This is a genomic window from Bradyrhizobium sp. GW821-FHT13H05 (genome assembly GCF_058804065.1).
In genome coordinates, this window is sequence record NZ_JBXAPO010000015.1 from 1 (window position 1) to 26,841 (window position 26,841).

General features: G+C 64.4%; 20 protein-coding genes, 1 tRNA gene and 1 pseudogene. 4 read left to right on the forward strand and 18 right to left on the reverse strand.

Features of this window, described 5'->3' with window-relative positions; all coding sequences use genetic code 11:
* Positions 1-151: 151 nt before the first annotated feature.
* From AC1RR3_RS31100 to AC1RR3_RS31115, 4 genes are all read right to left on the reverse strand, one after another.
* On the reverse strand, positions 152-1,393 hold the full coding sequence (locus AC1RR3_RS31100; RefSeq protein ID WP_492827863.1) for an acetamidase/formamidase family protein: 1,242 nt from the start codon (positions 1,391-1,393) through the stop codon (positions 152-154).
* 63 nt (positions 1,394-1,456) lie between these two features.
* Positions 1,457-3,079, reverse strand: coding sequence for an amino acid ABC transporter permease/ATP-binding protein (locus AC1RR3_RS31105; RefSeq protein ID WP_492827865.1), 1,623 nt, complete (start codon positions 3,077-3,079; stop codon positions 1,457-1,459).
* Between the two features lie 196 nt (positions 3,080-3,275).
* Positions 3,276-4,208 carry an ABC transporter substrate-binding protein gene (locus AC1RR3_RS31110; protein ID WP_492827867.1) on the reverse strand — a complete coding sequence of 311 codons (933 nt, stop codon included), beginning with the start codon at positions 4,206-4,208 and terminating at the stop codon, positions 3,276-3,278.
* A 440-nt stretch (positions 4,209-4,648) separates the two neighbouring features.
* Positions 4,649-4,912, reverse strand: a complete 264-nt coding sequence (locus tag AC1RR3_RS31115) for a hypothetical protein (RefSeq protein WP_426608876.1) — start codon at positions 4,910-4,912, stop codon at positions 4,649-4,651.
* 259 nt (positions 4,913-5,171) lie between these two features.
* On the opposite strand from AC1RR3_RS31115, the gene AC1RR3_RS31120 reads away from it, so the two are divergent.
* Entirely contained in the window at positions 5,172-5,366 is a 195-nt protein-coding gene (locus AC1RR3_RS31120; RefSeq protein WP_492827869.1) for a hypothetical protein, read from the forward strand.
* Positions 5,367-5,447: 81 nt separating this feature from the next.
* On the opposite strand, the gene AC1RR3_RS31125 is transcribed toward AC1RR3_RS31120, so the two are convergent.
* The 9 genes and pseudogenes from AC1RR3_RS31125 to AC1RR3_RS31165 all read right to left on the reverse strand — a co-directional run bounded on the left by AC1RR3_RS31125 (position 5,448) and on the right by AC1RR3_RS31165 (position 17,527).
* On the reverse strand, positions 5,448-5,594 hold the full coding sequence (locus AC1RR3_RS31125) for a hypothetical protein (protein WP_492827871.1): 147 nt from the start codon (positions 5,592-5,594) through the stop codon (positions 5,448-5,450).
* 201 nt (positions 5,595-5,795) lie between these two features.
* Positions 5,796-5,869 (reverse strand) — tRNA-Cys (locus AC1RR3_RS31130).
* A gap of 57 nt (positions 5,870-5,926) precedes the next feature.
* Positions 5,927-6,523, reverse strand: a pseudogene (locus tag AC1RR3_RS31135) (ABC transporter ATP-binding protein); the annotation flags it as partial.
* 163 nt (positions 6,524-6,686) lie between these two features.
* Positions 6,687-7,403 carry an ABC transporter permease gene (locus AC1RR3_RS31140; RefSeq protein ID WP_492827873.1) on the reverse strand — a complete coding sequence of 239 codons (717 nt, stop codon included), beginning with the start codon at positions 7,401-7,403 and terminating at the stop codon, positions 6,687-6,689.
* Between the two features lie 198 nt (positions 7,404-7,601).
* Positions 7,602-8,342 carry a tRNA-uridine aminocarboxypropyltransferase gene (locus tag AC1RR3_RS31145; RefSeq protein WP_492827875.1) on the reverse strand — a complete coding sequence of 247 codons (741 nt, stop codon included), beginning with the start codon at positions 8,340-8,342 and terminating at the stop codon, positions 7,602-7,604.
* A 37-nt stretch (positions 8,343-8,379) separates the two neighbouring features.
* Positions 8,380-11,487, reverse strand: coding sequence for an efflux RND transporter permease subunit (locus AC1RR3_RS31150; protein ID WP_492827877.1), 3,108 nt, complete (start codon positions 11,485-11,487; stop codon positions 8,380-8,382).
* The gene (locus tag AC1RR3_RS31155) at positions 11,487-14,636 is read right to left on the reverse strand and encodes an efflux RND transporter permease subunit (protein WP_492827879.1); all 3,150 of its coding nucleotides are present in this window, start codon (positions 14,634-14,636) and stop codon (positions 11,487-11,489) included. The genes AC1RR3_RS31150 and AC1RR3_RS31155 overlap by 1 nt, the downstream gene beginning before the upstream one ends.
* Positions 14,637-14,673: 37 nt before the next feature.
* Entirely contained in the window at positions 14,674-16,053 is a 1,380-nt protein-coding gene (locus tag AC1RR3_RS31160; protein ID WP_492827881.1) for an efflux RND transporter periplasmic adaptor subunit, read from the reverse strand.
* Complete coding sequence (locus AC1RR3_RS31165; protein ID WP_492827883.1) at positions 16,043-17,527, reverse strand: efflux transporter outer membrane subunit; 1,485 nt, start codon at positions 17,525-17,527, stop codon at positions 16,043-16,045. Before AC1RR3_RS31165 ends, AC1RR3_RS31160 begins: the two co-directional genes overlap by 11 nt.
* A 421-nt stretch (positions 17,528-17,948) precedes the next feature.
* Between AC1RR3_RS31165 and AC1RR3_RS31170 the strand changes: the two genes are divergently transcribed.
* The 3 genes from AC1RR3_RS31170 to AC1RR3_RS31180 all read left to right on the forward strand — a co-directional run bounded on the left by AC1RR3_RS31170 (position 17,949) and on the right by AC1RR3_RS31180 (position 21,293).
* The gene (locus AC1RR3_RS31170) at positions 17,949-19,226 is read left to right on the forward strand and encodes an NAD(P)/FAD-dependent oxidoreductase (protein ID WP_492827884.1); all 1,278 of its coding nucleotides are present in this window, start codon (positions 17,949-17,951) and stop codon (positions 19,224-19,226) included.
* Positions 19,227-19,368: 142 nt separating this feature from the next.
* The gene (locus AC1RR3_RS31175; RefSeq protein WP_492827886.1) at positions 19,369-19,959 is read left to right on the forward strand and encodes a hypothetical protein; all 591 of its coding nucleotides are present in this window, start codon (positions 19,369-19,371) and stop codon (positions 19,957-19,959) included.
* Positions 19,960-20,258: 299 nt separating this feature from the next.
* The gene (locus AC1RR3_RS31180; RefSeq protein ID WP_492827888.1) at positions 20,259-21,293 is read left to right on the forward strand and encodes a cysteine synthase A; all 1,035 of its coding nucleotides are present in this window, start codon (positions 20,259-20,261) and stop codon (positions 21,291-21,293) included.
* Positions 21,294-21,316: 23 nt separating this feature from the next.
* Here AC1RR3_RS31180 and AC1RR3_RS31185 read toward each other — a convergent pair whose 3' ends face one another.
* The 5 genes from AC1RR3_RS31185 to AC1RR3_RS31205 all read right to left on the reverse strand — a co-directional run bounded on the left by AC1RR3_RS31185 (position 21,317) and on the right by AC1RR3_RS31205 (position 26,490).
* Positions 21,317-21,850 carry a DUF805 domain-containing protein gene (locus AC1RR3_RS31185; RefSeq protein WP_492827890.1) on the reverse strand — a complete coding sequence of 178 codons (534 nt, stop codon included), beginning with the start codon at positions 21,848-21,850 and terminating at the stop codon, positions 21,317-21,319.
* A 125-nt stretch (positions 21,851-21,975) separates the two neighbouring features.
* Positions 21,976-22,713 (reverse strand): amino acid ABC transporter ATP-binding protein, encoded by a 738-nt coding sequence (locus AC1RR3_RS31190; protein ID WP_492827892.1) that lies wholly within the window; start codon positions 22,711-22,713, stop codon positions 21,976-21,978.
* An 11-nt stretch (positions 22,714-22,724) separates the two neighbouring features.
* Complete coding sequence (locus AC1RR3_RS31195; protein WP_492827893.1) at positions 22,725-24,245, reverse strand: amino acid ABC transporter permease; 1,521 nt, start codon at positions 24,243-24,245, stop codon at positions 22,725-22,727.
* Positions 24,242-25,447 carry an amino acid ABC transporter permease gene (locus tag AC1RR3_RS31200; RefSeq protein WP_492827895.1) on the reverse strand — a complete coding sequence of 402 codons (1,206 nt, stop codon included), beginning with the start codon at positions 25,445-25,447 and terminating at the stop codon, positions 24,242-24,244. The genes AC1RR3_RS31195 and AC1RR3_RS31200 overlap by 4 nt, the downstream gene beginning before the upstream one ends.
* A 26-nt stretch (positions 25,448-25,473) precedes the next feature.
* Positions 25,474-26,490: an amino acid ABC transporter substrate-binding protein gene (locus AC1RR3_RS31205; RefSeq protein ID WP_492827897.1), complete on the reverse strand. Its 1,017-nt coding sequence runs from the start codon at positions 26,488-26,490 to the stop codon at positions 25,474-25,476.
* Between the last annotated feature and the right edge of the window lie 351 nt (positions 26,491-26,841).

Below are 26,841 nucleotides of genomic sequence, written 5' to 3' on the forward strand. Positions count from 1 at the left end.
AAGCAGGTTCCTGGCGAGAGGATGACGCAAAAAGGGATTGACTAACTGAGGCCCGTTACAGAAGCCCGGATGGAGCGCAGCGTAATCCGGGATTCGGGCCGCCATTGACGCTGCCCCGGATTACGCTTCGCTCCATCCGGGCTACACCCCATCAGTCGCATCGAAAGATGTTCTTGCGGATCGTGCCGTGGACGCCCCAATTGGCGTCGACGACCTGGGTGACGCCGAAATCGGCGCCGACCGACAGCAGCGAGATCGCCTCGTCCTCGCTGAGGCCATGCACGGTCATCAGGAACCGGCGGAGTTTTCTGAACGCATCGCGCATCGCCCGGTCGAGACTGCTATGATTGGCAATCTCGGTTTGCGCGTCGGCGCCGAGGGCGGCGAGATAGTTCGGATAGGTGAAGCCGTAGAACGACCAGGCCTGATCGGTCTCGAGCATGGGATGGTCGAGACCTTCGAGATTGGTGCCGGCGAGGTCGGCCTTCTTGTGCAGGATGAATTCGAAGTCGCCGGTCAGCGAGGTCTCGATCGCGGTGCCACCGAGCTCGCTGTCGCCCTGGGCGGCATGGGGATCGCCGACGGAGAAAAAGCCGCCGGGGACCGCGACCGGATAGAACATCCGCGCGCCCTTGCCGATGCGCCAGTCGTCGATGTTGCCGCCGGTATAGCTCGGCGGGATCGAGCTGACGAAGTCGGCTTCCGACGGCGCGAGGCCCATGGTGCCGAAATGCAGACGCGCAGGCACCTTCACGCTCGCCAGGATGTTCTCGCGCTTCTTGATCGTCGCGTGGTCCACGCGCACGCCAGGATAGTCGATCATTGCGTGCACGATGCCATCGGGGTCGGTCTGCGGTGTCCAGACGTAGTTGTAGACCGCTTTCGCATAAGGCTCGCCCGAGGTGTCGAGCTCGAAGATGGTGACGACCTCGCGCGGCTTCGGCTCCTCGATCAGGTCGTGATAGTGAAAGCCCCAATTGGCCGCGACGTTGGAGCCGAAGCAGCGGCCGGCGTGACAGGCGCTGCAGCTCGGCCGCGGCCTGATATCGAGAATGCGCACTTCGAGGATGTCACCGGGCTCGGCGCCTTCGATCGCCACCGGACCGGTGAGCAGATGCACGCCGATCCCCTCGCCTGCGCCGCGGATGAACGGGCCTTCCGTTGGGCCCGAGCCGCGGCGCGCGACGGCTTTGTGCTCACGGGTCCACTGGAACACGCTTTCGGCGCCGGGATCGCCGGCGATCATCCGCTCGTAGTCATCGTTGGCGTGATGGGTCAGCGTCTCGATGGTGGCGCGATCGCCGGAGCGCAGTGTCAGGGCCGGCGCGACCACCTTGGAGAAATAGCCCCAGTGGACGGATTTCGGCGAAACCGGCAGCGTAAAATGCTTCATGACGTGGTCTCTTCTAACTTGGCCTCATCAGGGAACGCGGTCTGAACGTTGTGGATACGGCCCTCATCGCACCGCCTCCGGAGTCTTGTCGGCTTCCATCACGCTGAGGAAACGTGCCGTCAGCGGATTGCGGGGATTGGTGAGCACCTCGTGCGCCGGCCCTTCCTCGATGATCGTGCCGCCGCTCAGGAAAGCGACGCGGTCGGCGACCTCGTCGGCGAAGCGGATCTGGTGCGTCGAGATGATCATGGTGAGGCCGTCGTCGATGGCAAGGCGACGGATCACCTCCAGCACCTCGTTGACGAGTTCGGGATCGAGCGCCGAGGTCGGCTCGTCCAGCAGCAGCACGCTCGGGTTCGGCGCCAGCGCGCGGGCGATGGCGACACGCTGCTGCTGGCCGCCGGAGAGATGCCGCGGCAGCGCGTCGGCGCGATGCGTCAGGCCGACGCGCTCCAGGAGTTCGGCCGCACGGCGGTCGGCATCGATGCGGGTCATGCCGTGGACCCAGCGCAAGGGACCGGCGATGTTTTCCTTGGCCGAGAGATGGGCGAACAGGTTGAATTGCTGGAACACCATGCCGACGCCGACGGTCGCCCGTTCGTTGGCGAGGTCGCGTGGCGACAACGGCTTGCCGTTCTCGTCGAAACCGAGACGGCGGCCGCCGACGCGCACGGTGCCTCCATCCCAGCTTTCGAGATGGTTGATGCAGCGAAGCAGCGTGCTCTTGCCGGAGCCGCTGGGTCCGAGCAGCGCCACCACCTCGCCGACGCGCACGGTGAGATCGAGGCCGCCGAGCACCTTCTGCGCGCCGTAGCTCTTGGAGAGATCCTTGGTCTCGACCGCGATGTTGTTGCGCGCGATGGTCACGGCGCGTCGGGTGCGTTCCTCGCGCGTCAAGGCCAGCGGCGGCGTGTCGGTGAGCTCTGCCTGTGCGGGCTCGGGATCGGCGACAATCGCCTCCGCAAGCTCCAGCTTGGTGCCGAGATCGACGCGGCGCCAGGGCAGATAGTCAGCAAGCTTGCGCTCCCGCCCCTTGGCGCGGTCGAGATCGAGCAGCCATTCGACGAATAGCTGGATGACGCTGATGGCGAAGGTCAGCACGAGATAAAGCAGACCCGAGGCGAAGAAGATCGAGAAGAAATCGAAGGTCGACGACGCCAGTTGCGTCGAACGCAGTGTCAGCTCCTGAACCGCGACGACGGAAGCGAGCGATGAGTTCTTCAGCGCGCTCACAGCCTCGTTGCCGAAGGCCGGGATCATGGTGCGGATCGCCTGCGGCGCGATCACCCGCCACATCAGGATCCGGGGCGTCATGCCGAGCGCCTGGCCGGCCGTCACCTGCCCGCGATCGACGCCAAGCACGCCGGCGCGCAGCATCTCGGCGATGAACGGCGCCTCGTTGCAGGCGAGCGCGAGACCGGCCGCCAGCACCGCCGGCAGCTTGATGCCGATATGCGGCAACGCATCGTAGGCGAACACCATCTGAAGGATCAGCGGCGTGCCGCGGAAGATCACGGTATAGGCCCTGGCGATTGCCGCCAGCAGCCAGAAGCGCGAGAGCTGCATGCCAGCAAGGATCAATCCGAGGATCAATCCGCCGCCGAGCCCGAGGGCAGTCACCTCGAGGGTGAGCTCGATGCCCTCGAGCAGATACGGCATGCTCAGGTAGTGGAGGAACAGCGACATCAGTCTGCCGTCATCAGAGCGTGATCAGGTTTTTTGCCGAAGGCGGGCGAACTGGAGATGGGCCACCTCTCCCGTAGGGAGAGCTCGGATCGCATCGTCAGATGCGATCCGGGTGAGAGGTTACGCTGCAGCGAGCTTGCCGCCCCCCTCACCCGGCGCTTCGCGCCGACCTCTCCCCGACGGGGAGAGGTAAACCCTAATCGGCCGTCAGGATGTCCGGCTCCTTGAAGTTGTTCACGTCGAGCCCGTGCTTCTTCAGAAGCTCCATATGCGTGCCGGCCTTCTGCACCTCGATCAGCGCGGCGAGCACGGCATCGCGGAATTTCGGCTTGTCCTTGGGAACGGCGATGCCGACCGAATACGGGATCGTCACCGCGATCGCCTTCTCCAGCTTGTCCGGATAGGCTTTCACCGCGCTATCGACGGTGTTGACGTCGTTGACATAGGTGTCGGCGCGGCCGGCGAGGATCGCCTGGATGCAGTTGGCGTTGTTGTCGTAGAGCTGCACGGTCGGCTCGGGCTTGCCCGCCTTCTTGCATTCCGGCACCAGGGCCTGGATCAGGGGCACCTCGACATAACCGGTGTTTTCGGCGGCAGCAGCACCACACATCGACATGTTGATGCCGTTGATGCCCTTCGGATTGCCCTTGGCGACCAGCACGCCGTCGAACACCTTCGAGTAGGTGATGAAGTCGGCAGCCTTGGCGCGCTCCTTGGTGGCGTAGATGTCGGAGATCACGATGTCGGCCTGGCCCGCGGCCAGCGTGGTGAGGAGCGCCGCGAACGTCACGGGCTTGTAGGTCAGCTTGAAGCCGAGGCATTCGCCGATGGCTTCGCCGAGATCGATGTCGAAGCCGATATATTTGCTGGGATCCTTGGGATCGATGGTCTCATAGCCCGGCGTGTGCGGGTTGATGGCGTTGACGAGCGTCTTGCCCTTCCAGTCCGGATATTTTTCCTGGAGCGCGGCGCAGGCGGCCGGTGCTGCGGCCTGCGCGCTCAGCGGTGCGGCGGCAACGAGACCGAGAACGATGGTGCCGCCGAGCGCGAGCTTGCGCCATGGCAATGATGCGCGTGCGATCCCCCACGGCGCGTTCCGCCGTACTTGGGGCAATACCCGTGTCTCCATCTCCAGCTCCTTCGAATTGTCATGGCAATGGCCATGTTCCAGATCTCGGGAGCGAGCCTAGGTGGAGTGTGCGAGGGAAAGCTTGTCCGCGGGCGTACAAAAAATTGGACGGAGGGGGCCCGCGATTTGGGCAAGCAGCTGCACAAAAACTGTTCGCAGGCACCAAGCGCCGCCGGTATGGGATTCCGAATTCGGGAGAACCAAATCATCCAGGAGAGCACAGTAATGTGCGCAATCCGGACTCATCCGGTGAGGCTATTTGACAGGAATATGACGTTTTCTGACGGAGATGCGGCGCTGGACAGGTGTATCTGCGGACAGAATCCACAGCACATCACTGCCCTCCACAGCCTGTCCGCAGCATATCCACAGGGTGACTATGTCGGATTCGCGAGCCCGCACGAGCCACTTGCTGCGCACAAATTCACAGGGCCGGTATGTCAGCCGCCGGCCTGATCGAACACGGTGCGGCAAGCCTCGCTCAAGCTTGACCGGTTACGGCGCAAGCAGGCCGTGATGGCGCGGACATTTGGGATCTCGCCGGCGCAGAGCCGGTAGACGTCGGGGGTGCAGGCCCGGCGTTGCTCGGGCGTTCCCTGCTGCGCATGGGCGGCCGAGGCAAACAGCGTCAGGAACAGCCCGACCGTCGAGGCGCGACGCGCCCGGCTTTTCACACCCGCAAACCGCAAGAACCTCGCCTTCATGACCGCTCTCCCGTTCTGCCCTGCCTGCCGCCGGCCTGCATTGGCCGGTGTGCGAAGGGGTAGGAGAAATAAACCGCTGAGAATGTGATCTCTTTCACACTGGCGGCCGGCCAGGGGCGACTAGGGTTCCACGGGGACTTTTAGAAATCGCTAACCATACGGAACCCGATCGCCGGATCGTTAAAATCCGAACGATCGGTTCAATCGGGTAACAAACCGGCTTTGCGACATTGCACCATCCGCGTTGTGCGAGGGTGTGATGAGCGAAGCCGAATTCAACTTGCTGCTGGATGCCGTCCAGGACGCCATGGTCCAAGACGATCTGGCGTTCGCGTCGGAGGAGGAATTCGTGCCCCGCTCGTGGTCGTACGCCGCAACGCCCAAAGCCGCCAACGACAATGAGGGCGCCTGGCCCTTGCTGCCGTTTCCCGACGGCTGGTACGCGGCCTGCTGAGGCCTCTTTCAACGTAACCCGATGCGCCCGCTCTCGCGGGCGTTTTGCTACTGGCCATGCGCCGGACCGGCGCGGCCCCGATCAGGTCTTGACGCGCTCCTCGCCATCCTGCGGCGCCCGATCGGGTGCAGCCGGCGGAAAGATGCTGTCATAGATCGCGCGCGCCTCACGAATGAGACGAGCCCGCTCCAGCTCGGATTTCGGGACGAATTGGACGACGTCGCTCACGTGCTCTCCAGCTCCAGGGGTTCGTGACGCATCACTTCGCAGATGCGAAGTCTATGCCATCGGGCCTGAATCGCTGGTTTCCGCCAAGCCCCGGGCAAACCCGGTGGCAGCGTCCCGCCTCACCTTGGCAGCCGGCGGCAAGCGGTCCCGCTGGAACCCGCGCTGAAATCAAAATTAGGCTGAAAGATCAGAGTGTTGTGATGGAGGCCACGTCGGGACTCGAACCCGAGTAAACGGTTTTGCAGACCGGCGCGTAACCACTCCGCCACGTGGCCCCAACGAGGGCGGAGCAATATAGGGGATCAAGGGTTTAGGCAACCCCGAGCGAGTGGCTACGCCTTCGCACCCCCGAGATACCGGCCGAGAATCTCGTCGGTCGTGCCGGCCCCGGTGATCCGCCCCTCCTCCAGCAGGATCGCGCGGTTGCAAGTGCTCTTGATCAGATCGACGTCGTGCGAGGCCAGCACCAGAATGCCGGCGCGGGTGACGATCTCGTCGAGCCGCTGCCGCGCCTTCTTGCGGAACTGCTGGTCGCCGACGCCGATCCATTCGTCGAGCAGCACGATCTCGCCCTCGACCGCGGTTGCGACCGCGAAGATCAGGCGCAGCATCATGCCGCTGGAATAGGTCCGCAGCGGCAGGTCGAGCCGGTCGCCGAGCTCGGTGAACTCGGCGATCTCCGCACGCCGTGCGTCGATCTCGGCGCGCCGCGCGCCGATCACCAGCCCGCGCCGTATGATGTTCTCGTAGCCGGTGGCTTCCTCGTCGAAGCCGGCGGAGAGGTCGAATAGCGACAGGCAGCGGCCCTCGACATCCACGCTCCCCGCGGTCGGATGGTAGATGCCGGCGAGAACCCGCAGCAGTGTGGTCTTGCCGGCGCCGTTGGCGCCGATGATGGCGAGGCGGTCGCCGCCCCGGATGTCGAGGTTGACGTCGTTGAGCGCAGTGACGATGTGCGGAACCGCCGCCTTGCGACGCAGCGTCACCGCGCTGACGAACCGGCTGCGCAGCGAGCGGTCGCGGAACGACAGCACCGGAAACGTCACCGACACGTTGCGAAGCAGGATGTGGGCAGCAAGGCTCATACCTGCCTCACAGCCAATACGCCACGCGGTGGCGATAGCGCGCGTAGCTGTAGAGGGCGATCACGGCCACGATGGCTGCGTAGATCATCCCGAGCAACCATTGCTCCGGATCGGTCGGCTGCGACAGCAGCGGCCGGCGCACGAGATCGAGCAAGGTGGCGAACGGATTGGCGCGGATCAGCCACTGGAACGCAGTGCCGCGCACGGTGTCCTCGGTCCAGATGATCGGCGTCAGGAAGAAGACGAATTGCAGGCCGCTGACGATCGCCGACCCGATGTCGCGAAAGCGCGCGCAGAGCATGCCGAGCGCGACCGAGCCGCCGAGGAGAACGACGAGCAGGATGGCAAAACCGGGCACCACGAGCAGCATGGTCCAGTGCAGCGGCCACGGCATCACGACGTAGAGCAGGACCACGATCACCAGATGATGCGCGAAGATGAGGACGTTGCGCGCGATCATCTGGAGGACATGCACGACCAGCGGCGCCGGCACGGCCTTGATCAGGTGAGCGGAGGTCACGAAGATGCTGGAGCCCTCCTGGAGCGTGGTGGCGATCAGGGTCCAGACGATCAGGCCGACGGCGAACAGCGGCAGAAAGGCGGCAATGTCCTGCTTGAACAGGGTCGCATAGACCGTGCCGACGCTGGCGATTGTCGCGGCCAGCGTCAGCGTGATCCAGAGCGGGCCGATCACGGTACGCCGGTAGCGCAGCGAAATGTCCATCAGCGCGAGCGTGCCCCACCGATCGAACCGCGTTGCCTGTGTCAGGATTTCCTTCGTCGCGAGCTGAATACGCCTGCCCCCTTGGCTTCCCGGATTTGCGAGGATGGTACAGATAGCAGATGGCCAAGTGTTGGCCGAGCGTCTCTATCTGCCCACTCCTCGCGGGGCAATCAACCGTACGGGCGATGTGAGCTGAAGTCAGGCTCGCTTGCCCCGCCGGACACCGCGCCGGCGGTCCTTCACCGGCGGCTTCGGAGCCAGTTCCGGCATCTCGGCCTGGACCTCGCGATAGCGTGTTAACATCCGTTCAAAACTGGCATTCAGCGTCTCGGCGATATCGGGGCGCTTCTCCAGGCCAGCCAGGGTTATCGCGGCGGCCTCGATGGTCGAGAGCCCGTCCTTGCGCGGCTCCTTGCGCAGGCGCCCGTAGCGCGAGGGCTGGGCCGGGTTGAGGATGACGCGCTGGCATTTCAGCATCCAGGGATTGCGCCACCACAGCGCCTTGGCCTGGCTCCAGGTGCCGTCGAGCAGCACCACACCTTCGAGCTTGCCGAGGATGGAGCGCTGGTTGTCCGCGATCTCACCCTTGCGGGTCAGCGCCAGGATTTCGCCCTCGGCCTCGAGATCGGCCGCGCGTGCCGAGCCGAGATAGAGCACGGCCCAGCGTGCGGCATTCTCGATATGCTGCCCCAGCGCCTTGGACAGGCTCGGCCAGGACAGGCCGACCCGCACCGTGGCCTTGGCGAAATGCTGCGCCGTCAGCCGCGCGGTGCCGAGCCCTTTGTCCTGCTCCTGCGGATGCTGGAGGATCAGCAGCGAGAGGCGATTTTCAATCGGCGTGACGCTGTCGCAGATGCAGAGCGGCATCGGCTTCTGGCAGTGCGGGCATTCGGGGATCGGCTCCGGCGCGGCGGCCGTGGTCTCGGGCGGGTTTGACATGATCGCCGCTATACGCTCCGCGCGGCACTTCAACAACCTATTCCGCCGGCGCGGGCAGCGGGCGCGGCTCGGATCGGCGCCGCAGGCGGTCGATCAAGAGGTAAATCACCGGCGTGGTGTAGAGCGTCAGGATCTGCGAGACGAACAGGCCGCCAATGATGGTGATGCCGAGCGGACGGCGCAGCTCCGTGCCGGGACCGGTCGCGACCACCAGCGGAATGCCCGCGAACAGCGCGGCCATCGTCGTCATCAGGATGGGGCGGAAACGCGCCTGGCAGGCCTCGAAGATCGCCTCCGCCGAGGACAGGCCGCGCTGGCGCTCGGCGTCGAGTGCGAAGTCCACCATCATGATGCCGTTCTTCTTGACGATGCCGATCAGCAGGATGATGCCGACGAAGGCGATCACCGTCAGCGGCGTGTTGGTCACCTGCAAGGCAAGCAGCGCGCCGAGGCCGGCCGAGGGCAGCGTCGAGATGATCGTGAGCGGATGGGCGAGGCTCTCATAGAGCACGCCGAGCACGATATACATCGCCACCAGCGCACCAAGAATCAGCAGCGGCTGGCGGCCGCTGGTTTTGGCGAAATCACCGGCATTGCCGTCAAAGCTGCCGCGGATACCTTCGGGCATGTGCAGCTCCTCGACCGCGCGCTGGACGTTTTGCGTGGCAGTCTGGAGCGGCACGTCCGGCAGCAGGTTGAACGACACCGTGGTCGAAGGGAATGACTGCGAATGATAGACCGCGAGCGCGGCAAGGCCGCGCGTCGCGCGCACCACGGCCGACAGCGGTACCTGCGCGTCGCCTGCGCCGGCGACATAGATGCGTTCGAGATTGGAGGGATCGACCTGGAATTTCGGGTCGATCTCCAGCACGGTCATGTACTGGTTGCGCTGGGTGTAGATGATCGCGATCTGCCGCTGCGAGAATGCGTTGTTCAGCGCATTGTCGATGTCCTGAACGCGGACGCCGAGCGCCGAGGCCTTCTGGCGGTCGATGGACAAGGTCAGCTGAAGTCCGCCGGGATCGCGGTCGCTGGAAATGTCGGTGATGCCCTCGACGCTCTCCATGCGCTTGGCCACGATCGGCGCCCATTGCTGCAACAGACCGAGATCGGTCGAGGAGAGCGTGTACTGGTAGTCGGAATCGCTCTGCCGTCCGCCGGCACGCACGTCCTGGGCGGCAAACATGAACAGGCGGATGCCGGGCACCGGGAACAGCGCGCGCCTGAGACGGTCGATCACGACCTGTGTCGAGACGTGGTCGCGTTCCTCCGGCGGCTTCAGGCTGATGAACATGGTGCCGCGGTTCGAGGTCGCAGCTCCGGGCCCCCCTCCGCCGCTGCCGACGGTCGAGCCGATCCCGGCCACGGCCGGATCCTGCATCACGATGTCGGCGAGCCGCTGCTGGAGAGCCAGCATCGACTGGAACGAGATATCGGCCGAAGCGCGTGTCGCACCGATGACGAAGCCGGAATCGTCGGTCGGGAAATAGCCCTTGGGGACCTTGATGTAGAGCGTCACCGTCAGGCCGATGGTAGCGAAGAACACCAGCAGCGTCAGCAGCGGGAATTCCAGAACCGTCCGCAAGGTGCGGGCGTAGAAGGTGACGATACGCGACAGCGAGCCTTCAATGACGCGATCGAACAGTGTCGCCGTGCCTGAGGTGGTCTGCCGGATGTAATGGGCGCAGATCATCGGCGTCACCGTAAGCGACACCAGCGTCGAGACCACGATCGCGAAAGTGAGCGTTAGCGAAAACTCCCGCAGCAGCCGGCCGACGATGCCGTCCATGAAGATGAGCGGCGTGAAGGCCGCGATCAGCGACAGGCTGATCGAGACCACGGTGAAGCCGATCTGCCGGGCGCCTTCCAGCGCCGCCTGCATCGGCCGCATGCCGTGCTCGAGATTGCGGTACATGTTCTCGATCATGACGATGGCGTCGTCGACCACGAAGCCGACCGAGATCGCCAGCGCCATCAGCGAGAGATTGTCGATCGAGAAGCCCGCGACCCACATGCCGGCACAGGTGCCGGCCAGCGCCAGCGGCACCGAGATGCCGGCAGCAATCGTCGGGGTGAGCCGGCGCAGGAACACAAACACGACGACCATCACGAGGATCGCCGTCGCAAGCAGCGTCCATTGCATGTCCAGGACGCTGGCGCGGATGGTGCTGGTGCGATCGACCAGGGTGGAGATATCAACCCCGGCCGGGATCCATTGCTTCAGGTCCGGGATCAGCGCCTTGACCCTGTCGACGGTGTCGATGACGTTGGCATCGCCCTGCTTGGTGATCTGGATCAGCACCGCCGGCTGCTTGTTGAACCAGGCGATCGAGCGGGCATTGCGGACGGAGTCCTCGATATCGGCGACGTCGGACAGCCGCACGAAATTACCGTTCGAGCTCTTGATGACGACGTCGCGGAACTCTTTCGCCGTACGCATCTGCTTGTTCAGCGACAGCGTCTCGCTCTGGCGCTCGCCATTGAAGATGCCGACCGGGCCGAGCGGGTTGGCGTTGATGATCGCGGTCCGGACGTCGTCGGTGGCGATACCGGCGTTCGACAGCGCCACGGGGTTGAGCTGAATCCGTACTGCCGGCTGATCGGCGCCGCTCACCGTCACGTCGCCAACACCAGGCACCTGTGAAATGCGCTGGGCCAGGACAGTATCGGCGACGTCGTAAATGGCGCTTGCGGACAGTGTCTTCGAGGTCAGCGCCAGGACGAAGACGGGTGCGCCGGCCGAATTGGCCTTGCGGAAGCGCGGCAGCGTCGGCAGGTCGCTCGGCAGATCGACCAGCGAGGCGTTGATCGCCGCCTGCACGTCGCGCGCGGCCTTGTCAATGTTGCGGCCGATGTCGAACTGAAGCTGGATGTTGGAGACGCCGAGCGAGCTCGTCGAGGTGATCTGATTGATGCCCGAGATCTCGCCGAGCCGCCGCTCCAGCGGCGAGGCCACGGTCGCGGCCATCACGGACGGATCTGCGCCCGGCCGGCTCGCGGAGACGAAGATGGCGGGGAAGTCGACGTTCGGGACCGAGGCGACGGGGAGGAACTCGTAGGCGACGCCACCCAGCAGGAACAACCCGATCGACAGCAGCGTGGTCGCGACCGGGCGGCGGATGAAGGGCTCCGAGATCGATGCCATCACTGCATCCCCTCGGTGGCGCCGGCGACCGGCGGGCCGCCGGATTCGGCCGGGGGCAGCGCCTGCTCGAGGCGGCGGTTGATGCGGTCGAGCGCGAGGTAGATCACGGGCGTGGTGTAGAGCGTCAAAAGCTGGCTCAGCAACAAGCCGCCGATGATGGAGATGCCGAGCGGAAAGCGCAGCTCAGCGCCGGTGCCGCTCTCGATCGCCAGCGGCAGCGCGCCGAACAGCGCTGCCAGCGTCGTCATCATGATCGGGCGAAAGCGCAACAGGCACGCCTGCACGATCGCCTCCTGCGGTGACATGCCCTGCCCGCGCTCGGCCTCGAGCGCGAAGTCGATCATCATGATCGCGTTCTTCTTGACGATGCCCATCAACAGAATGATGCCGATCAGGCCGATCACCGAGAGGTCCTGCCCGCACAGCATCAGCGCCAGGATCGCCCCGACGCCGGCCGAGGGCAGCGTCGAGAGGATCGTGATCGGGTGGATGTAGCTCTCATACAGCACACCGAGCACGATGTAGATCGTGATCACCGCGGCGAGCAGCAGCCATGGCTGTCCCGCGAGCGCCTTGGCGAATTCGGCGGCGTCGCCGGCATAAACGCCCACGATGCTGTTGGGCATTTCGATCCGGGTCTCGATCGTCTTCACGGCTTCGACGGCATCGCCGAGCGCCGCGCCCGGCGCGAGGTTGAAGCTCAGCGAGATCGCCGGGAATTGCGCCTGATGCGAGATCGCCAGCGGCGCCGTGGTGCGCTTCAGCGTCGCCACGGCCGAGAGCGGGACCTGGGCGTTGGGCGCGCCGACGGTGGCGCTGGCGGCGCCTGGCAGATAGAGCTTTGACAGGACCGACGGATCTCGCTGGTACATCGGCAGCGCCTCCAGCACCACGCGGTACTGGTTGGCTTGGCCATAGATGGTCGAGATCTGGCGCTGAGCGAAGGCGTCGTTCAACGTGTCGGTAATGCCCTGCAGGCTCACGCCGAGCTGGCCCGCGCGAGTGCGGTCTACATCGAGCTGCGCCCGCAGGCCGCCTTCCTGCGCCTCCGAGGAGACGTCGCGGAACAGCGGATCGCGGCGCATCTCCGCAACCAGCTTGCGCGCCCATTCCGACACCAGAGCCGCGTCGGTGCCGGTCAGCGTGTACTGATATTGCGAGCGGCTCGACTGGGTCGAGATCTGCACATCCTGCACCGGCTGGAAATAGACGGTCATGCCGGGGATGCCCGCCACCCTCTCCTTCAGACGGGTCACGACCACGCTGACATCGTCGCGCCGCTCGCCGCGCGGCTTGAGCGTCATGACGAGACGGCCGACATTGGTGGTCGGGTTGACCGAGCCCGCACCGATCACCGAGACGACGCCGGTCACGTCAGGATCGGCCTTGATGGCGTCGGCGGCCTCGGCCTGCCGCTTCTGCATCTCCGCGAACGACACATCCGCCCCCGCCTCCGTCACGGCCGTGATCGAGGCCGTGTCCTGAAGCGGCAAGAAGCCCTTTGGCGCGACGACATAGAGCACCAGGGTTGCAATCAGCGTGGCGAAGGTCACGGCCAACGTGAGGCGCTGGTGCTGCAGGACCACGAGCAGCGTTCGGTGGTAGGCCTCGACGGTACGGTCGATGAAGCGGCTGACCGCGGCCAGCCCCGGCACCGCCAGCTCCTCATGCGCGTGCTTGAGCAGCCGCGAGCACATCATCGGCGTCAGCGTCAGCGAGACCACGGCCGAGGTCACGACCGCGATCGTCAGCGTCAGCGCGAATTCGCGGAACATGCGCCCGACCAGGCCCGACATGAACAGCAGCGGGATGAAGACGGCGATCAGCGACACCGTCAGCGAGATCACGGTGAAGCCGATTTCGCTGGCGCCCTTCAGCGAAGCTTCCATCGGGCCGTCACCGTTCTCCATGTGGCGGACGATGTTCTCGATCATCACGATGGCGTCGTCGACGACGAAGCCGGTACCGATTGTCAGCGCCATCAGCGACAGATTGTCGAGGCTGAAGCCGGCAAAATACATGATGCCGAAGCTGGTGATCAGCGACAGCGGCAGCGCCACGCCGGCGATCAGCGTGGCCCTGAGCGAGCGCAGGAACAGCAGCACCACCAACGTCACCAGCACGACGCTGAGGATCAGCGTGAACTGCACGTCGCGCACCGAGGCGCGGATGGTGACGGTGCGATCGGACACGATGGTGAGGTTCACGCCGGCCGGGATCGCGCGCTGGACCTTCGGGATCTCGGCGCGGATCTGGCTGACGACGTCGATGACGTTGGCGCCGGGTTGGCGCTGGATGTCGATGATGACGGCCGGCGAGCCCTGGTACCAGCCGCCGGTGCGGTCGTTCTCAAGGCCGTCGACGATCTGCGCGACGTCGGCGATCGTAACAGGCGAGCCGTTGCGGTAGGCGATGATGATGGGCTTATAGGCGTCGGCGGCGGCGATCTGGTCGTTGGCGGCGATGATGTAGGATTGCTGCGCGCCGTCGAGCGAGCCCTTTGGCCCGGAGACGTTGGCGTTGGAGATCGCGGCGCGCAAATCCTCCATGGCGATGCCGTAGGCGGCCAGGCGCGCGAGGTCGGCCTGGATGCGCACGGCCGGCTTCAGCCCGCCCAGCACGGAGACGCGCCCGACCCCGGAGATCTGGCTCAAACGTTGCGCCAAAAGCGTGTCGGCGATGTCGCTCATCGCCCGCAGCGAGATCGTGTCCGAACGCAGCGCCAGCGTCATGACTGGCGCATCCGCCGGGTTCACCTTGGCGTAGGTCGGCGGATAAGGCAGCGTCTTGGGCAGCACACCGGCCGCCGCATTGATCGCAGCCTGGACATCCTGGGTGGCGCCGTCGATGTCGCGGTTGAGATCGAACTGGAGCGAGATCTGGCTGACGCCGAAAGAGCTCGTCGAGTTCATCGCCGTCAGCGACGGGATCTGGCCGAGCTGCCGCTCCAGCGGCGCGGTGATCAGCGAGGCGATCACGTCGGGGCTCGCCCCCGGCAGCTGCGTCGATACCTGCACGGTCGGGAAGTCGACCTGCGGCAAGGCCGAGACCGGCAGCGAGAAATAGCCGAGCGCGCCGCCGATCAGAAGCGCGATGCCGAGCAGCGAGGTCGCGATCGGGCGGCGGATGAAGGGTTCGGAAACACCCATGGGATGCGCCTGCCGCTTCAGGCGGCTGTTGTCGGGATCATGGCTGCTTGGCTCCACTTCCCGATGATTCAGTCCCCTGCGCCGGTGCCGGTCCGGTCTGGCCCTTCTGGTCGCCCTCGCTGCTCTTCCGCTTGGCGCGGAAATCGGCGTCCTTGCCTTGTCCGTCCTTCTTCTGGCCATCCGGCGCGCGGGTGCGCTTGCGCGGCGCGAGATCGGCCGACGGAGTCTGGTCGTCGCGGCCGACGATGACCTTGGAGCCGTCGGACAGATTGGCAAAGCCCGTGGTCACGACCCTGTCGTTCGCCGACAGGCCGCCAGCGATTACGGCGTCATGCTCGTTCTGCTGCGTCACCGTCACGGGCTTGGCCGAGACGACATTGTCTTCGCCGATGACGTAGCTGAAGGTCCCGATCGGGCCGCGTTGCACGGCCGATGTCGGCACCACCAGTGCCTGCATCAAGGTCTCGACCTTGAGGCGGACGTTGACGAACTGGCCGGGCCAGAGCTGGTAATTGGCGTTGGGGAATTCCGCCTTGAGCTTGAGCGTGCCGGTGGTCTGGTCGACCTGGTTGTCGATGCCGGTGAGCTTGCCGGTATCGATCACGGTGACGCCGTCATTGCCGAACACGTCGACCGCGAGCGAGCCCTTCGCCGCGGCTGCGTTGACACGCATGATCTGCTGCTGCGGCAGGCTGAACCACACTGCGATCGGCTGCAATTGCGTGATGACGACGAGGCCGGTGGTGTCGGAGGCGTGGATGATGTTGCCCTGGTCGACCTGACGCAGGCCGGTGCGCCCCGACAGCGGCGCCACGATCTTGGCGTAGCTCAGCGTCGCCGCCGCATTGTCGATCGCGGCCTGGTCGGCCTTGACCAGCGCCTCGGTCTGCGCCACCAGCGCGCGCTGGGTGTCGGCCTGCTGCTTGGAGCCGGCATTGGACGCCGCGAGCTGCTCGTAGCGCGCCAAATCGATGCGCTGGTTGGCGAGCTGGGCCTGGTCCTGCGCCTTCTTCGCGACCGCCTGATCATACGTTGCCTGATAGAGCGCAGGATCGATCTCGCCGACCACGTCGCCCTTCTTGACGTCCTGACCCTCGGTGAAGTTCACCGCGATCAGCTTGCCGTCGACCTGCGAGCGCACGGTCACGGTGTTGAGCGCGCGGATCGCGCCGACGCCGTCGAGATAGACCGGCACGTCCTGGATGCGGGGCGTCGCCGCCAGTACCGGCACCGGCAGATCGGGCCGCTGGTTGCGTCCGTTCGCCTGCTGCGGCTGCTGATGCCAGATGGTCCAGCCGAAATAGCCGAGCCCGCCGAGGATCGCGAGCGTGATCAGGGTCATGATGAAACCGCGGCCGCGCGACTTCTTCGCCGTCCCTTCTTTCACGCCCTGCTTCTTATCCGGCTTAAAGAGCATTGACCGGTTTCTCCATGCGCGGCTCCCAGCCGCCGCCGAGCGCCTGATACAGGCTAACGATGGCCAGAAGCCGTGCGAGTTGGGCCTGCGACAGCGCGTCTTCCGCCTGGAACAGGGTCAGTTGGGTGTTGAGCACGGTCACGATGTCGGCAGTGCCGGCGCGCAATTGCTGCTCGGAGAGATCGAAGGCGCGCCGCGAGGCGGTGAGGACGTCGCGCTGCAATTGCAGCTTGATCGTGGTTTGCTTGATCGAGAACAGCGCATTGTCGACGTCGGCAAAGGACTGAATGATGGTCTTGCGGTAGGTCTGCAGCAGCTCGTCCTGCCGCGCCTTGGCATATTCGAAATTGCCGAGGATCTTGCCGCCGTCGAAGATCGGCTGCGTCGCGCTGCCGACAAGCTGGAAGAACGCCGCATGCGGCTGGAACAGCGACACCAGCGCCGAGCTCTGATAGCCGCCATTGCCGGTGAGCTGGATGGTCGGAAAGAACTGCGCGCGGGCATTGCCGATATTGGCGGTGGCCGAGGCGAGCTGCGCCTCCTGCCGGCGGATGTCCGGCCGCTGCGTCAGCAGTTCGGATGGCAAGCCCGGCGTCACGCGCGGGATCGCGACCCGGTTCAGCGAGCCGCCGAGCAGGCGCACGCTCTCCGGCGGCCGTGACACCAGCACCGCGAGCGCGTTGGCATTCTGGTCGAGCGTCTGGCGCAGCGGCGGCACCAGGGCCTTCTGATTCGCCAGCACGCTCTCCTGCTGGGCGACGTCGAGATCGGTGCCGGTACCGGCCTTGCGGCGCTCCCTGACCGCATCGAGGATGCGCTGTGCGCTCGCGATGTTGCGCTGTGAGGTCCTGATGCGGTCCTGCGAGGCCAATACCTGGAAATAGGCGTTGGCGACGCTCGCCAGCGTCGTCAGCGCGACGGTGTCGCGATCGAAGCGGTTCGCATTCGCGGTCTCCTCCGCGGTCTGCAGCGCATCGCGGTTCTGGCCCCAGAAATCGAGCTGGTAGCTCGCACTCAGCGAGGCCTGGTAGTTGACGACCTCACGGCCGCCATTGGTCAGCCCCGAGGCGGAGGAACCGGAGGTGCGCGAATAGGTCTCCTGCCCGGTGCCGGACAGGCTCGGCAACAGCGCCGCGCCCGCCTGCCGCGCCTGGGCGTCAGCCTCGACGATGCGCGAGACCGCAGCGGCGATGTCGAGGTTGACGGTCTGTGCCTCCTCCATCAGCTGCGTCAGCTCCGACGAGCGGAAGCCGCGCCACCAATCCAGTGACGGCGGCGCATCGCCCTTGCCGGCGTATTTGTACTGTGTGGGAACATCGAGCGCGGGATCCGGAAGATCCTGCGTCAGCACGCACGCGCCCGAACCGGCAGCAAGGCACAGCACTGCAACCCAGCGCGCCGCACGGCGCGCCCGGGATGCAGACCCCAAAGACCGCCGTATGGCGATCGCCGGAACATGCTGTGTCACATCCACCCCCTGCCGGGCAGATCAAGCCGCCACCGCGCAGCCGGCTTAACCGATTCGCAGGCAGACAGTCGGGGGGCTTTTGGTAACTCGTTCACAGGTGATGCTTTCTGCGGAACCCTAGGCTTCATACTAGCCGGGCGCGGAACAGCGGGACAGTCCCGCAGCTGCGAGATGGTTGCCCGAACTCACTGATATCAACACGAAGAAAATACGAAATCGTCTTGTGTTGCAGTGCTTTCTCATGTTCTCCAGGGCGCGCCGAGCGCGTTCAAGCTTACCAAGATTTCATGTGATATTGCAGCAACACCGGCGTCGAAGCCATCGAGGGCGGGCGCGCCGACCTGTAAACGGGCTCCACCCCGGTCCGGAAGCGATTTGCACGCGACGCCGTCGCTGCTAGGAAGGTTCCGAGTTCGAAGGGCCCGGGATGCGGATTGCGATCATCGGAGCCGGGATTGCCGGCAATTCTGCCGCGTGGGCCCTGAGCGCTCATCACGACGTAACAGTTTACGAGCGAGAGCGCAGGCCCGGAGGGCACAGCCATACGGTCACAGTCGACTATGAAGGCGTCTCGGTCTCGGTCGACATCGGGTTCATCATCTACAACGAGGTGAATTATCCCGAGTTCACGACACTGCTTCGCCTGCTCGATGTCCAGACTGAGCCGGCCTCCATGACCTTTGCCGTCTCCACCGGCAATCTCGAATGGCGAGGTGGCGGCAGCACCTGGCCGCAGATGCTCGCGGGCTTGTTCGTTCAGCCGAAGAACCTGTTCTCGCTGTCCTTCCTGCGCATGTTGCGGGACGTCGTCCGCTTCAACGGACAATGTATCGATGATCTCGCTGCGGGGCGGCTTCGCGACCTCTCGCTCGGCGACTATCTCGCCAGCGAACGATTTTCATCCCGTCTGCTATCCGACTACCTTGCTCCCATGGGAGCCGCGATCTGGTCGACGCCCGCCGCACGGATCGCGGCCTTCCCGGCCGAACACTTCGTCGCGTTCTTCCGCGATCATGGACTACTGCAGCACGAGCGCCCGGTCTGGCGCACGGTGCGCGGCGGCAGCCTCCACTATGTCGAGAAGCTGACGGCGCCGTTTCAGGACAGGCTGCGACTTGGCGCGCCGGCCAGGTCGGTCGAGCGAACGGAGAACGGCGTTGCGGTTACGGATGATCGGGGGCTGCGCGAGATTTTCGACGAGGTCGTCATCGCGTGTCACAGCGATCAAGCCCTCGGGCTGCTGTCCGATGCCGATCAATCCGAGCAGGAGATTCTCGGCGCGATCGGCTATTCCTCCAACGCGATCTATCTGCATCGCGACCCCATGCTGATGCCGAGGCGCAAACAGGCCTGGGCATGCTGGAATTATCTCGATTGGCAGCGCGACGGCCCTGCCACCAACGATCTTGCCGTGACCTATTGGATGAATCCTCTCCAGGGGATCGATAGCGACCGGCCGATCTTCGTCAGCCTCAATCCGCCAATCCGGCCGAAACCCGAACTGACCTTCGGCCAGTACATGACCCAGCATCCGCGATATGACGTGGCCGCCTTCGCGGCGCAGCGGCGCCTTGGGGAAATCCAGGGCCAACGGCGCACCTGGTTTTGCGGCGCATGGACGCGATACGGATTCCATGAGGACGGCGTGCGCGCGGGGCTTGATGTTGCGCAGGCGCTGGGGGGCACGATCCCGTGGCGAAGGTGATGCAGCGCAGCAGCAAATAATAGATGTGCTGCTTTCGCCCGATTATCTGCCCGGCTACTTTTCCCGGTCCTGGACACTGAATAACATGTTCGCGAATTTGAGCGCGCGTCGAAACTTCATGAACACTGTCCGGAGACATGAAATGCCGAATACGTCCGAAACCGTCCAGCCTGCCGAATGGGAGAAGTTCGCATTAGCCGAATATGCCGCAATATCCAACGCCTTTTCCTCGGGCCTGAATACGATGGCCGTCCTGCTTCCATTGTTCTTCTTGTTCACCGGCGCAGTTCTCAATTACGTCGGCAGTCTCTTTAGCGAGATGGCCAAACCCCTGAGCGAAATCGCAAAAGCCGCCGATACGATCAAGCCGAACATTCACCCAATCCGATTTGACGCAATTTTGCTCGGAAGCACGGATTACAGGGTCCTGCAGATCTATTTTCTCAGCGTGATCGGACTTGTTTTTTCAGTTTGGTCATTGGCCTTTGTATTTGTATTTCGCAACGGTGCGGGAACGATGTTGCAGAGAGCTCATGAAATTGAGTCTTTCTTTCCCGCGCCTCCCAGCCAAAACGGGCACAAATCATTTGCGTTGCTCAATCGTTGGTACAACAACGGTGGCCAACTCAGCGCGCTCCGAACTCTGTTCTGGTCAACGGTCCTTTTCTATATTCTCGTCTTTGGCTCGTATGTCGGGATCATCGTGTCCGCTCACAAGTTCAATCAGATCTGACGGCATCTTGTCATCCGCAGGGCCACCTTCGAGCAGGATTTCGTCAGGCGCCCGCCATTCGGCAAGAAAATGACGCGCGGCTTGGCTGAGCCTCGCGCCGTTCGGCTTCGACGGCCTGTTCCGGCGGCCTCGGGCGCACTATCTGTCCTGTTGCGCAGCCGGAGTCTTCTGGACATAGCGACGTCCATCAGGTCCTCTTCGCAAAGCAGCAACAAGAGTTTGGCGGGTCGGCTTGTATGCCTGGCCCCCCTCCTTTAGGGTCACCCAGCAATTGCGAAACCGACCGGTAAGTGCCTGACATGACCATTCGAAACGACGTAGTCGAAGCCATCGGCAACACCCCGCTGATCAAGCTCAAGCGCGCCTCGGAGGCGACCGGCTGCAGCATTCTGGGGAAGGCCGAGTTCATGAATCCCGGCCAGTCTGTGAAGGACCGTGCCGGCAAGTGGATGATCCTTGAGGCCGAAAAGCGCGGCGAGCTCAAGCCCGGCGGTCTCGTGGTGGAAGCGACCGCCGGCAATACCGGCATTGGGCTTGCGGTCGTGGCCAGCGCGCGCGGCTATCGCACGCTAATCGTGATTCCGGAGACGCAGAGCCAGGAGAAGAAGGACTTTCTGAAGCTGTGCGGAGCCGAGCTGATCGAAGTCCCGGCCCTGCCCTTTGCCAATCCCAACAACTACCAGCATGTCGGCCGCAGGCTCGCCGACGAGCTGCGCAAGACCGAGCCCAACGGCGTGCTGTTTGCCGACCAGTGGAATAACCTCGACAATGCCAAGGCGCATTACGAGTCCACGGGACCGGAGATCTGGCAGCAGACCGGCGGCAAGGTCGACGGCTTCGTCTGCTCGGTCGGCAGCGGCGGTACGCTCGCCGGCATCAGCCGCTATCTGAAGGAGAAGAACAAGACCATCCGGATCGCCTGTGCCGATCCGCATGGTGCGGGGATGTTCGAGTATTTCAGGAGCGGCGAAGCCAAGGCGACGCCCGGCGGCTCGATCACCGAGGGCATCGGCCTCAACCGGGCGACCGCGATCGTCGAGAGCGCGAAGGTCGATGACGCCTATCTCATTCCGGACGCTGAAGCCGTCAGCGTGATCTACGAGCTGCTCCAGCACGAGGGTCTGTGCCTCGGCGGTTCGACCGGTATCAACATCGCGGGTGCGATGCGGCTCGCAAAGCAGCTCGGGCCCGGCAAGACCATCGTTACCGTGCTCTGCGATTCCGGCAGCCGCTATCAGTCAAAGCTGTTCAATGCAGACTTCATGCGCGCCAAGAACCTGCCGGTGCCGGAGTGGCTGGAGAAGCGCAGCAACATCAAGCCGCCGTTCGTCTAGCCCAGGCAGCCAGCTCCGAACAGTCAGCTCCACGTCGGTCGCGGCCCGCCCTGCGACACGCGCGCCAGGCGCTGGTTCGACAGCGACGGCTTGGCGTCGCGCGTGTGCGGCTGGAAGGGAATGCTGGGGGAGCCTTCGCTGCCGGCGCTCGGCCAGAACGTGAGCGCAAGCATCAGCACGAGATTGACCATCCCGCCGACGACAGTGCCCTGATGCTCCTGCCCGATGGCCCAGGCCGGAAACCGGCCTGCGACGACGTGATCGACGATCATCAGAGCGATCCAGGCCGGCACCACGCAGACCGGATCCCAGCCGATGTCGCGGATGCGCATCGATTGCAGCGTGAAGGTCGCAAGTCCGAAGAACACCATCGCAGCGATCATCGCCCAGTTCTTGATGAGTTCTTCCGGCCGGATCATGCTGGACGAGGCGCCGCGCAGAACCGCCATCGCGATGGCAAAGCAGATCCCGGTCATCACGACAGCAAGCGCAATCGTCGCCAGGAAGAAATGCAGGCGCCCGAGACGGGCATTGAGGCCGAACAGGAAACCGAGCATGGACGCATCCCCTTTCGGCGCACATGCGCAGAAAGAGCTTTCGGACGCGTGAAGCTGCGAGCCGTCGCGAACGGCATGGTTTACGGCGCGCGAGGGCGATCGTTACAATTTTAGCCTTACGGGGATCACCGCAAGATCTGGCTCAAAAACAGCTTCGTCCGCGCGTGCTGGGGAGCCGCGAAAAACTCGTTCGGCGTGTTGGCCTCGATGATCTGGCCGGCATCCATGAAGACCACGCGGTTGGCGACCTCGCGGGCAAAGCCCATCTCATGGGTCACGACCAGCATGGTCATGCCCTCCTCGGCAAGGTCGACCATGGTGTCGAGCACCTCCTTGACCATTTCGGGGTCGAGCGCCGAGGTCGGCTCGTCGAACAGCATCACCTTCGGATTCATCGTCAGGGCGCGGGCGATCGCGACGCGCTGCTGCTGGCCGCCGGACATCTGTCCCGGAAACTTGTTGGCCTGATGCGGGATCTTGACCCGCTCCAGGAACTTCATCGCGGTCGCCTCGGCATCTCTCTTGGGGATGTTGCGCACCCAGATCGGCGCCAGCGTGCAATTGTCCAGCACGGTCAGATGCGGAAACAGATTGAAGCTCTGGAACACCATGCCGACTTCGCGCCGCACGGCGTCGACGTGCTTGAGGTTCGGCCCGAGCTCGATGCCGTCGACGACGATCTCGCCCTCCTGGAATTCCTCCAGCGCATTGATGCAGCGGATCAGCGTCGACTTGCCGGAGCCCGAGGGACCGCAGATCACGATGCGCTCGCCCTTGTGGACCTCGAGGTCGATGTCGCGCAGCACGTGAAACTCGCCGTACCATTTGTTGAGGCCGGAAATCTTGACGATGGGGTCGGTCATGGTGAGCTCGATCAGTTGCGGCGGTGAGCGTTGAGGCGATGCTCGACGAAGAGCGAGTAGCGCGACATTCCAAAGCAGAAGATGAAGTAGATGATGCCGGCGAAGGCAAAGCCGGTGAACAAGGTTGACGGCGTCGACCATTTCGGGTCCGAGAACGACGCGCGGAGCGAGCCCAGCAGGTCGAACAGTGCCACGATCGAGACCAGCGACGTGTCCTTGAACAGTGAGATGAAGCTGTTGACGAGGTTCGGGATGACGTGGCGCAGCGCCTGCGGCAGCACGATCAGTGACGTCGTCCTCCACCAGGACAGCCCGAGCGCCGCCGCCGCCTCGCTCTGCCCGCGCGGGATCGCAGCGAGACCGCCGCGGACGTTCTCGGCCTGGTAGGCGCCTGTGAAAAGCGCGATGCCGATCAGCGCGCGCACCAGGCCGTCGACGGTGAAATTGCCCGGCAGGAACAGCGGCAGCATGTAAGTCGCGAAGAACAGCACCGTGACCAGCGGCACGCCGCGCCAGAACTCGATGAACGCGATCGAGAAAATCCGGATCAGCGGAATGGTGGAGCGGCGCCCGAGCGCCAGCGCGATGCCGATCGGCAGCGAGGTGACGATGCCGGTGACGGACACCACCAGAGTGACCAGCAGGCCACCCCAGAGGTTAGTGGCAACGATCGGCAACCCGCCGTGGTCGAGCCCCATCAGCTTGATGACGATCGCCATGGCGACGAAGGTAGCAATGCTCGACGCGAGCGCGCGCCCGCCGCCGCGCATGCCGCCGCCAAGGACAAAGACGATCAGCGAGACGAACGCGGTCGTGATCGCAAAATCGACCCAGACCGACTGGCCCGTCCCCTGGAGCTGGTCCCGCAGCCAGGTCAGCGGGAAGATCAGCCAGTGGACCGCTATGCCGACCAGCGCGATGAGGTTGCCGACGAGCCACAGCAGCGGCGCGATGGCCGATGTCTTGCTGAGACTGAGAAGGACCTGCCCGGCGCTGATGATGCTGTCGTCGAACAATTCCAGCAGGCCGGCGGTCCAACTCACGCCAAAGCCTTGGATGCCGCCACCATGCAACAGGAAGAACGCGACCACCGGGAAGGCGAAGAAGAACAGGCCGGCGTTGAGCCCCTTCGCCGGCAGGCGCGGAATCAGCAGCGGCAACAGCAGGACCGCCGCCAGGATGAGCGCGAGATTGACCCGCCAGCGTTCGGCCTCGGGATAGAAACCGTAGATCAACTGCGGCAGCTTGGCCTGGATGAAGGGCCAGCAGGCGCCGACGGTGAATCCGGCCTTCTCGGCGAGGCAAGCCGTCCGATCCTGGCCGCTCCAGACCGCATCGACGATCAGGAACCTGACCGACGGGACGATCGTGAACCAGAGCAGCAGCGCGCCGACGATCGTGAGCAGAATGTTGGTCGGCGAATTGAGCAGGCGGGTGCGCAGCAGGCCGACAAAACCGGTGGTCTTCACCGGCGCGGGACGCTCAGTGACCAGGTCCTGACGGACATAGGATGACGCGGTGGTGTCGGTCATGCGCCGAGACTCCGGCTGAGGCGCCAACTGTAGACGCTCATGACGGCGCTGGTGATGAGCGAGATCATGAGGTAGACGCCCATCGTCGTGGTGATGATCTCGATCGCTTGGCCGGTCTGGCTGAGCGACGTGCCGGCCCACACCGAGAAGAGTTCCGGATAGCCGATCGCGACCGCCAGCGAGGAATTCTTGGTGAGGTTGAGGTACTGGTTGGTCAGCGGCGGCACGATCACGCGCATCGCCTGTGGCACCACGATCAGCCGCAGCGTGGTGCCACGGCTGAGGCCGAGCGAGGCCCCCGCCTCCATCTGGCCGGCGTGGACGGACAGGATGCCGGCGCGCACGATCTCGGCGATAAAAGCCGCAGTGTAAGTTGACAGCGCCAGCGTCAGCGCCACGAATTCCGGGATGATGCGCGCGCCGCCGGCGAAATTGAATCCCTTGAGCTGCGGCAGCTCGACCGTAAAGGGCAGACCGAACACCAGCATGGTGACGAGCGGCAGCCCGATCACGAGGCCCAGCACGTAAGGCCAGAGGCGGATCATCCGCCCGCGCAAAAACAGCGCCCGCCGCGCATAGATGCGCAACGCCAACGCGGCAATGATGCCCGAGACCAGCACCGCCAGGAACGGTGCCAGCCCGGCCTGGCCAATCGGCTGGGGAATCACGAGGCCGCGATTGCTGATGAAGGCGACGCCGAACAGCGAGATGCTCTGCCGCGGGTTAGGCAACGCCCCGAGCACCGCCAGGTACCAGAACAGGATCTGGAACAGCAGCGGCAGGTTGCGGATGATCTCGACATAGATCTCCCCGACGCGCGACAGCAGCCAGTTCGGCGATAACCGGCACAGCGCGACGATGAAGCCGATCAATGTGGAGAACACGATGCCCACCAACGAGACCACGAGCGTGTTCAGCAGTCCGACCACGAACACTCGCAGGAACGTGTCCGAGCCCGTATAGGAGATCAGGGTTTGGTTGACGTCGAAGCCGGCATTGTTCCTGAGGAAGCCGAAGCCGGTGGCAATGTGCTGGTTTTCGACGTTGGCACGGGCATTCAAGACGATCTCATAGCCGATCCAGCCCAGGATCGCCGCGAAGGCAAACTGGACGGCGACGCCGTTCCAGCCTGCCTTGCCGCCCAGAACGCGCCTGATCTTCAGCGCGATCTGGAGCGGCGGTTTTCGAGCGTCGGTGCTCATGGGCGCGCGCCGCTGATCAGGCGGGATCAGCGGATCGGCGGCGCGTACTGGAGACCGCCCTTGTTCCAGAGATTATTGAGACCGCGGGCGATGCCGAGCGGCGAGCCGGCGCCGACGTTGCGATCGAACACCTCGCCGTAATTGCCGGTGGCCTTCACGATCCGCACCACCCAGTCCTTGGTGAGGCCGAGCTGTTCGCCGAAATTGCCGTCAGAGCCGAGCACGCGCTTCAGCTCCGGATTTTCCAGTTTCGCCTTCTCGTCGACGTTCTTCGAGGTGATGCCGAGCTCTTCGGTGGTGACGAGCGCGAACAGCGTCCATTTCACGATATCGAACCACTGGTCGTCGCCATGGCGCACCATCGGGCCGAGCGGCTCCTTCGAGATGATCTCGGGGAGCACCATGTGATCATTGGGATTGGCGAGCTTGAGGCGGTTGGCGTAGAGGCCCGACTGGTCGGTGGTGAAGACGTCGCAGCGGCCGGCCTCGTAGGCCTTGACGGTTTCGTCGTTGGTGCCGAACGCGATCACCTCGTACTTCATGTTGTTGGCCTTGAAGTAGTCGGCGAGATTCTGCTCGGTGGTGGTGCCGGTCTGCACGCAGACCGAGGCGCTGTTGAGCTCGAGCGCGGAATTCACCTTGAGCGACTTCTTCACCATGAAGCCCTGCCCGTCATAATAGGTCACGCCGGTGAAGTTGGCCCCGAGCGAGGTGTCGCGCGAGATGGTCCAGGTGGTGTTGCGCGAGAGCACGTCGATCTCGCCGGATTGCAGCGCGGTGAACCGGTCCTTGGCCGAGGTCGGCACGAACTTGACCTTGGTCGGGTCGTTGAAGATCGCGGCCGCGATGGCGCGGCAGACGTCGACGTCGAGTCCGGTCCAGTTGCCCTTGTCGTCGGGCGAGGAGAAGCCCGGCAGGCCCTGGCTGACGCCGCAGGACAGCGTGCCCCGGTCCTTGATGGTCTTGAGCGTTTGCGCATCGGCGGCCTGGGCAGAGAGGCCGGCGGCGAGAGCAAGGGTGAGAGCCAAGGTTACGCGTTTCATGGGGTGAAGGCCTTTCAAGGTCGTCTGAAGGTCAGGAATGTTGTCTCAGGATCGCCTCTGCCAGGGCAAGCCTTGTCAAGACAAGCCCTGCAAGAGTCATGCTGGAAAACCTTGCCGAACACTCGCCGATCTCGGGAGGCCATACCTTAATCCCCGCCGCAGGCGCCCGCCATGATGGCTGTGGCGCAAGGTCCGGTCAGACGATGGATCGAAGGTCGCGGCAGGCCCCTCAACATGCGGCGACTGAATAGCACCTGCGCATCACAGAACGACTGGCGAGCCGGGTCAAGGGGTTGACGGGACTCTTCTGTGTTCTGTTATTAACGACAGCGGCCTTTCGGCCGGCCCGCA

Bases quoted from the DNA above. Each gene is read 5' to 3' on its own strand.
- AC1RR3_RS31100 (WP_492827863.1), bottom strand. From the start codon at position 1,393: ATGAAGCATTTTACGCTGCCGGTTTCGCCGAAATCCGTCCACTGGGGC.
- AC1RR3_RS31105 (WP_492827865.1), bottom strand. From the start codon at position 3,079: ATGTCGCTGTTCCTCCACTACCTGAGCATGCCGTATCTGCTCGAGGGC.
- AC1RR3_RS31110 (WP_492827867.1), bottom strand. From the start codon at position 4,208: ATGGAGACACGGGTATTGCCCCAAGTACGGCGGAACGCGCCGTGGGGG.
- AC1RR3_RS31115 (WP_426608876.1), bottom strand. From the start codon at position 4,912: ATGAAGGCGAGGTTCTTGCGGTTTGCGGGTGTGAAAAGCCGGGCGCGT.
- AC1RR3_RS31120 (WP_492827869.1), top strand. From the start codon at position 5,172: ATGAGCGAAGCCGAATTCAACTTGCTGCTGGATGCCGTCCAGGACGCC.
- AC1RR3_RS31140 (WP_492827873.1), bottom strand. From the start codon at position 7,403: ATGGACATTTCGCTGCGCTACCGGCGTACCGTGATCGGCCCGCTCTGG.
- AC1RR3_RS31145 (WP_492827875.1), bottom strand. From the start codon at position 8,342: ATGTCAAACCCGCCCGAGACCACGGCCGCCGCGCCGGAGCCGATCCCC.
- AC1RR3_RS31150 (WP_492827877.1), bottom strand. From the start codon at position 11,487: ATGGCATCGATCTCGGAGCCCTTCATCCGCCGCCCGGTCGCGACCACG.
- AC1RR3_RS31155 (WP_492827879.1), bottom strand. From the start codon at position 14,636: ATGGGTGTTTCCGAACCCTTCATCCGCCGCCCGATCGCGACCTCGCTG.
- AC1RR3_RS31160 (WP_492827881.1), bottom strand. From the start codon at position 16,053: ATGCTCTTTAAGCCGGATAAGAAGCAGGGCGTGAAAGAAGGGACGGCG.
- AC1RR3_RS31170 (WP_492827884.1), top strand. From the start codon at position 17,949: ATGCGGATTGCGATCATCGGAGCCGGGATTGCCGGCAATTCTGCCGCG.
- AC1RR3_RS31175 (WP_492827886.1), top strand. From the start codon at position 19,369: ATGCCGAATACGTCCGAAACCGTCCAGCCTGCCGAATGGGAGAAGTTC.
- AC1RR3_RS31180 (WP_492827888.1), top strand. From the start codon at position 20,259: ATGACCATTCGAAACGACGTAGTCGAAGCCATCGGCAACACCCCGCTG.
- AC1RR3_RS31185 (WP_492827890.1), bottom strand. From the start codon at position 21,850: ATGCTCGGTTTCCTGTTCGGCCTCAATGCCCGTCTCGGGCGCCTGCAT.
- AC1RR3_RS31190 (WP_492827892.1), bottom strand. From the start codon at position 22,713: ATGACCGACCCCATCGTCAAGATTTCCGGCCTCAACAAATGGTACGGC.
- AC1RR3_RS31195 (WP_492827893.1), bottom strand. From the start codon at position 24,245: ATGACCGACACCACCGCGTCATCCTATGTCCGTCAGGACCTGGTCACT.
- AC1RR3_RS31200 (WP_492827895.1), bottom strand. From the start codon at position 25,447: ATGAGCACCGACGCTCGAAAACCGCCGCTCCAGATCGCGCTGAAGATC.
- AC1RR3_RS31205 (WP_492827897.1), bottom strand. From the start codon at position 26,490: ATGAAACGCGTAACCTTGGCTCTCACCCTTGCTCTCGCCGCCGGCCTC.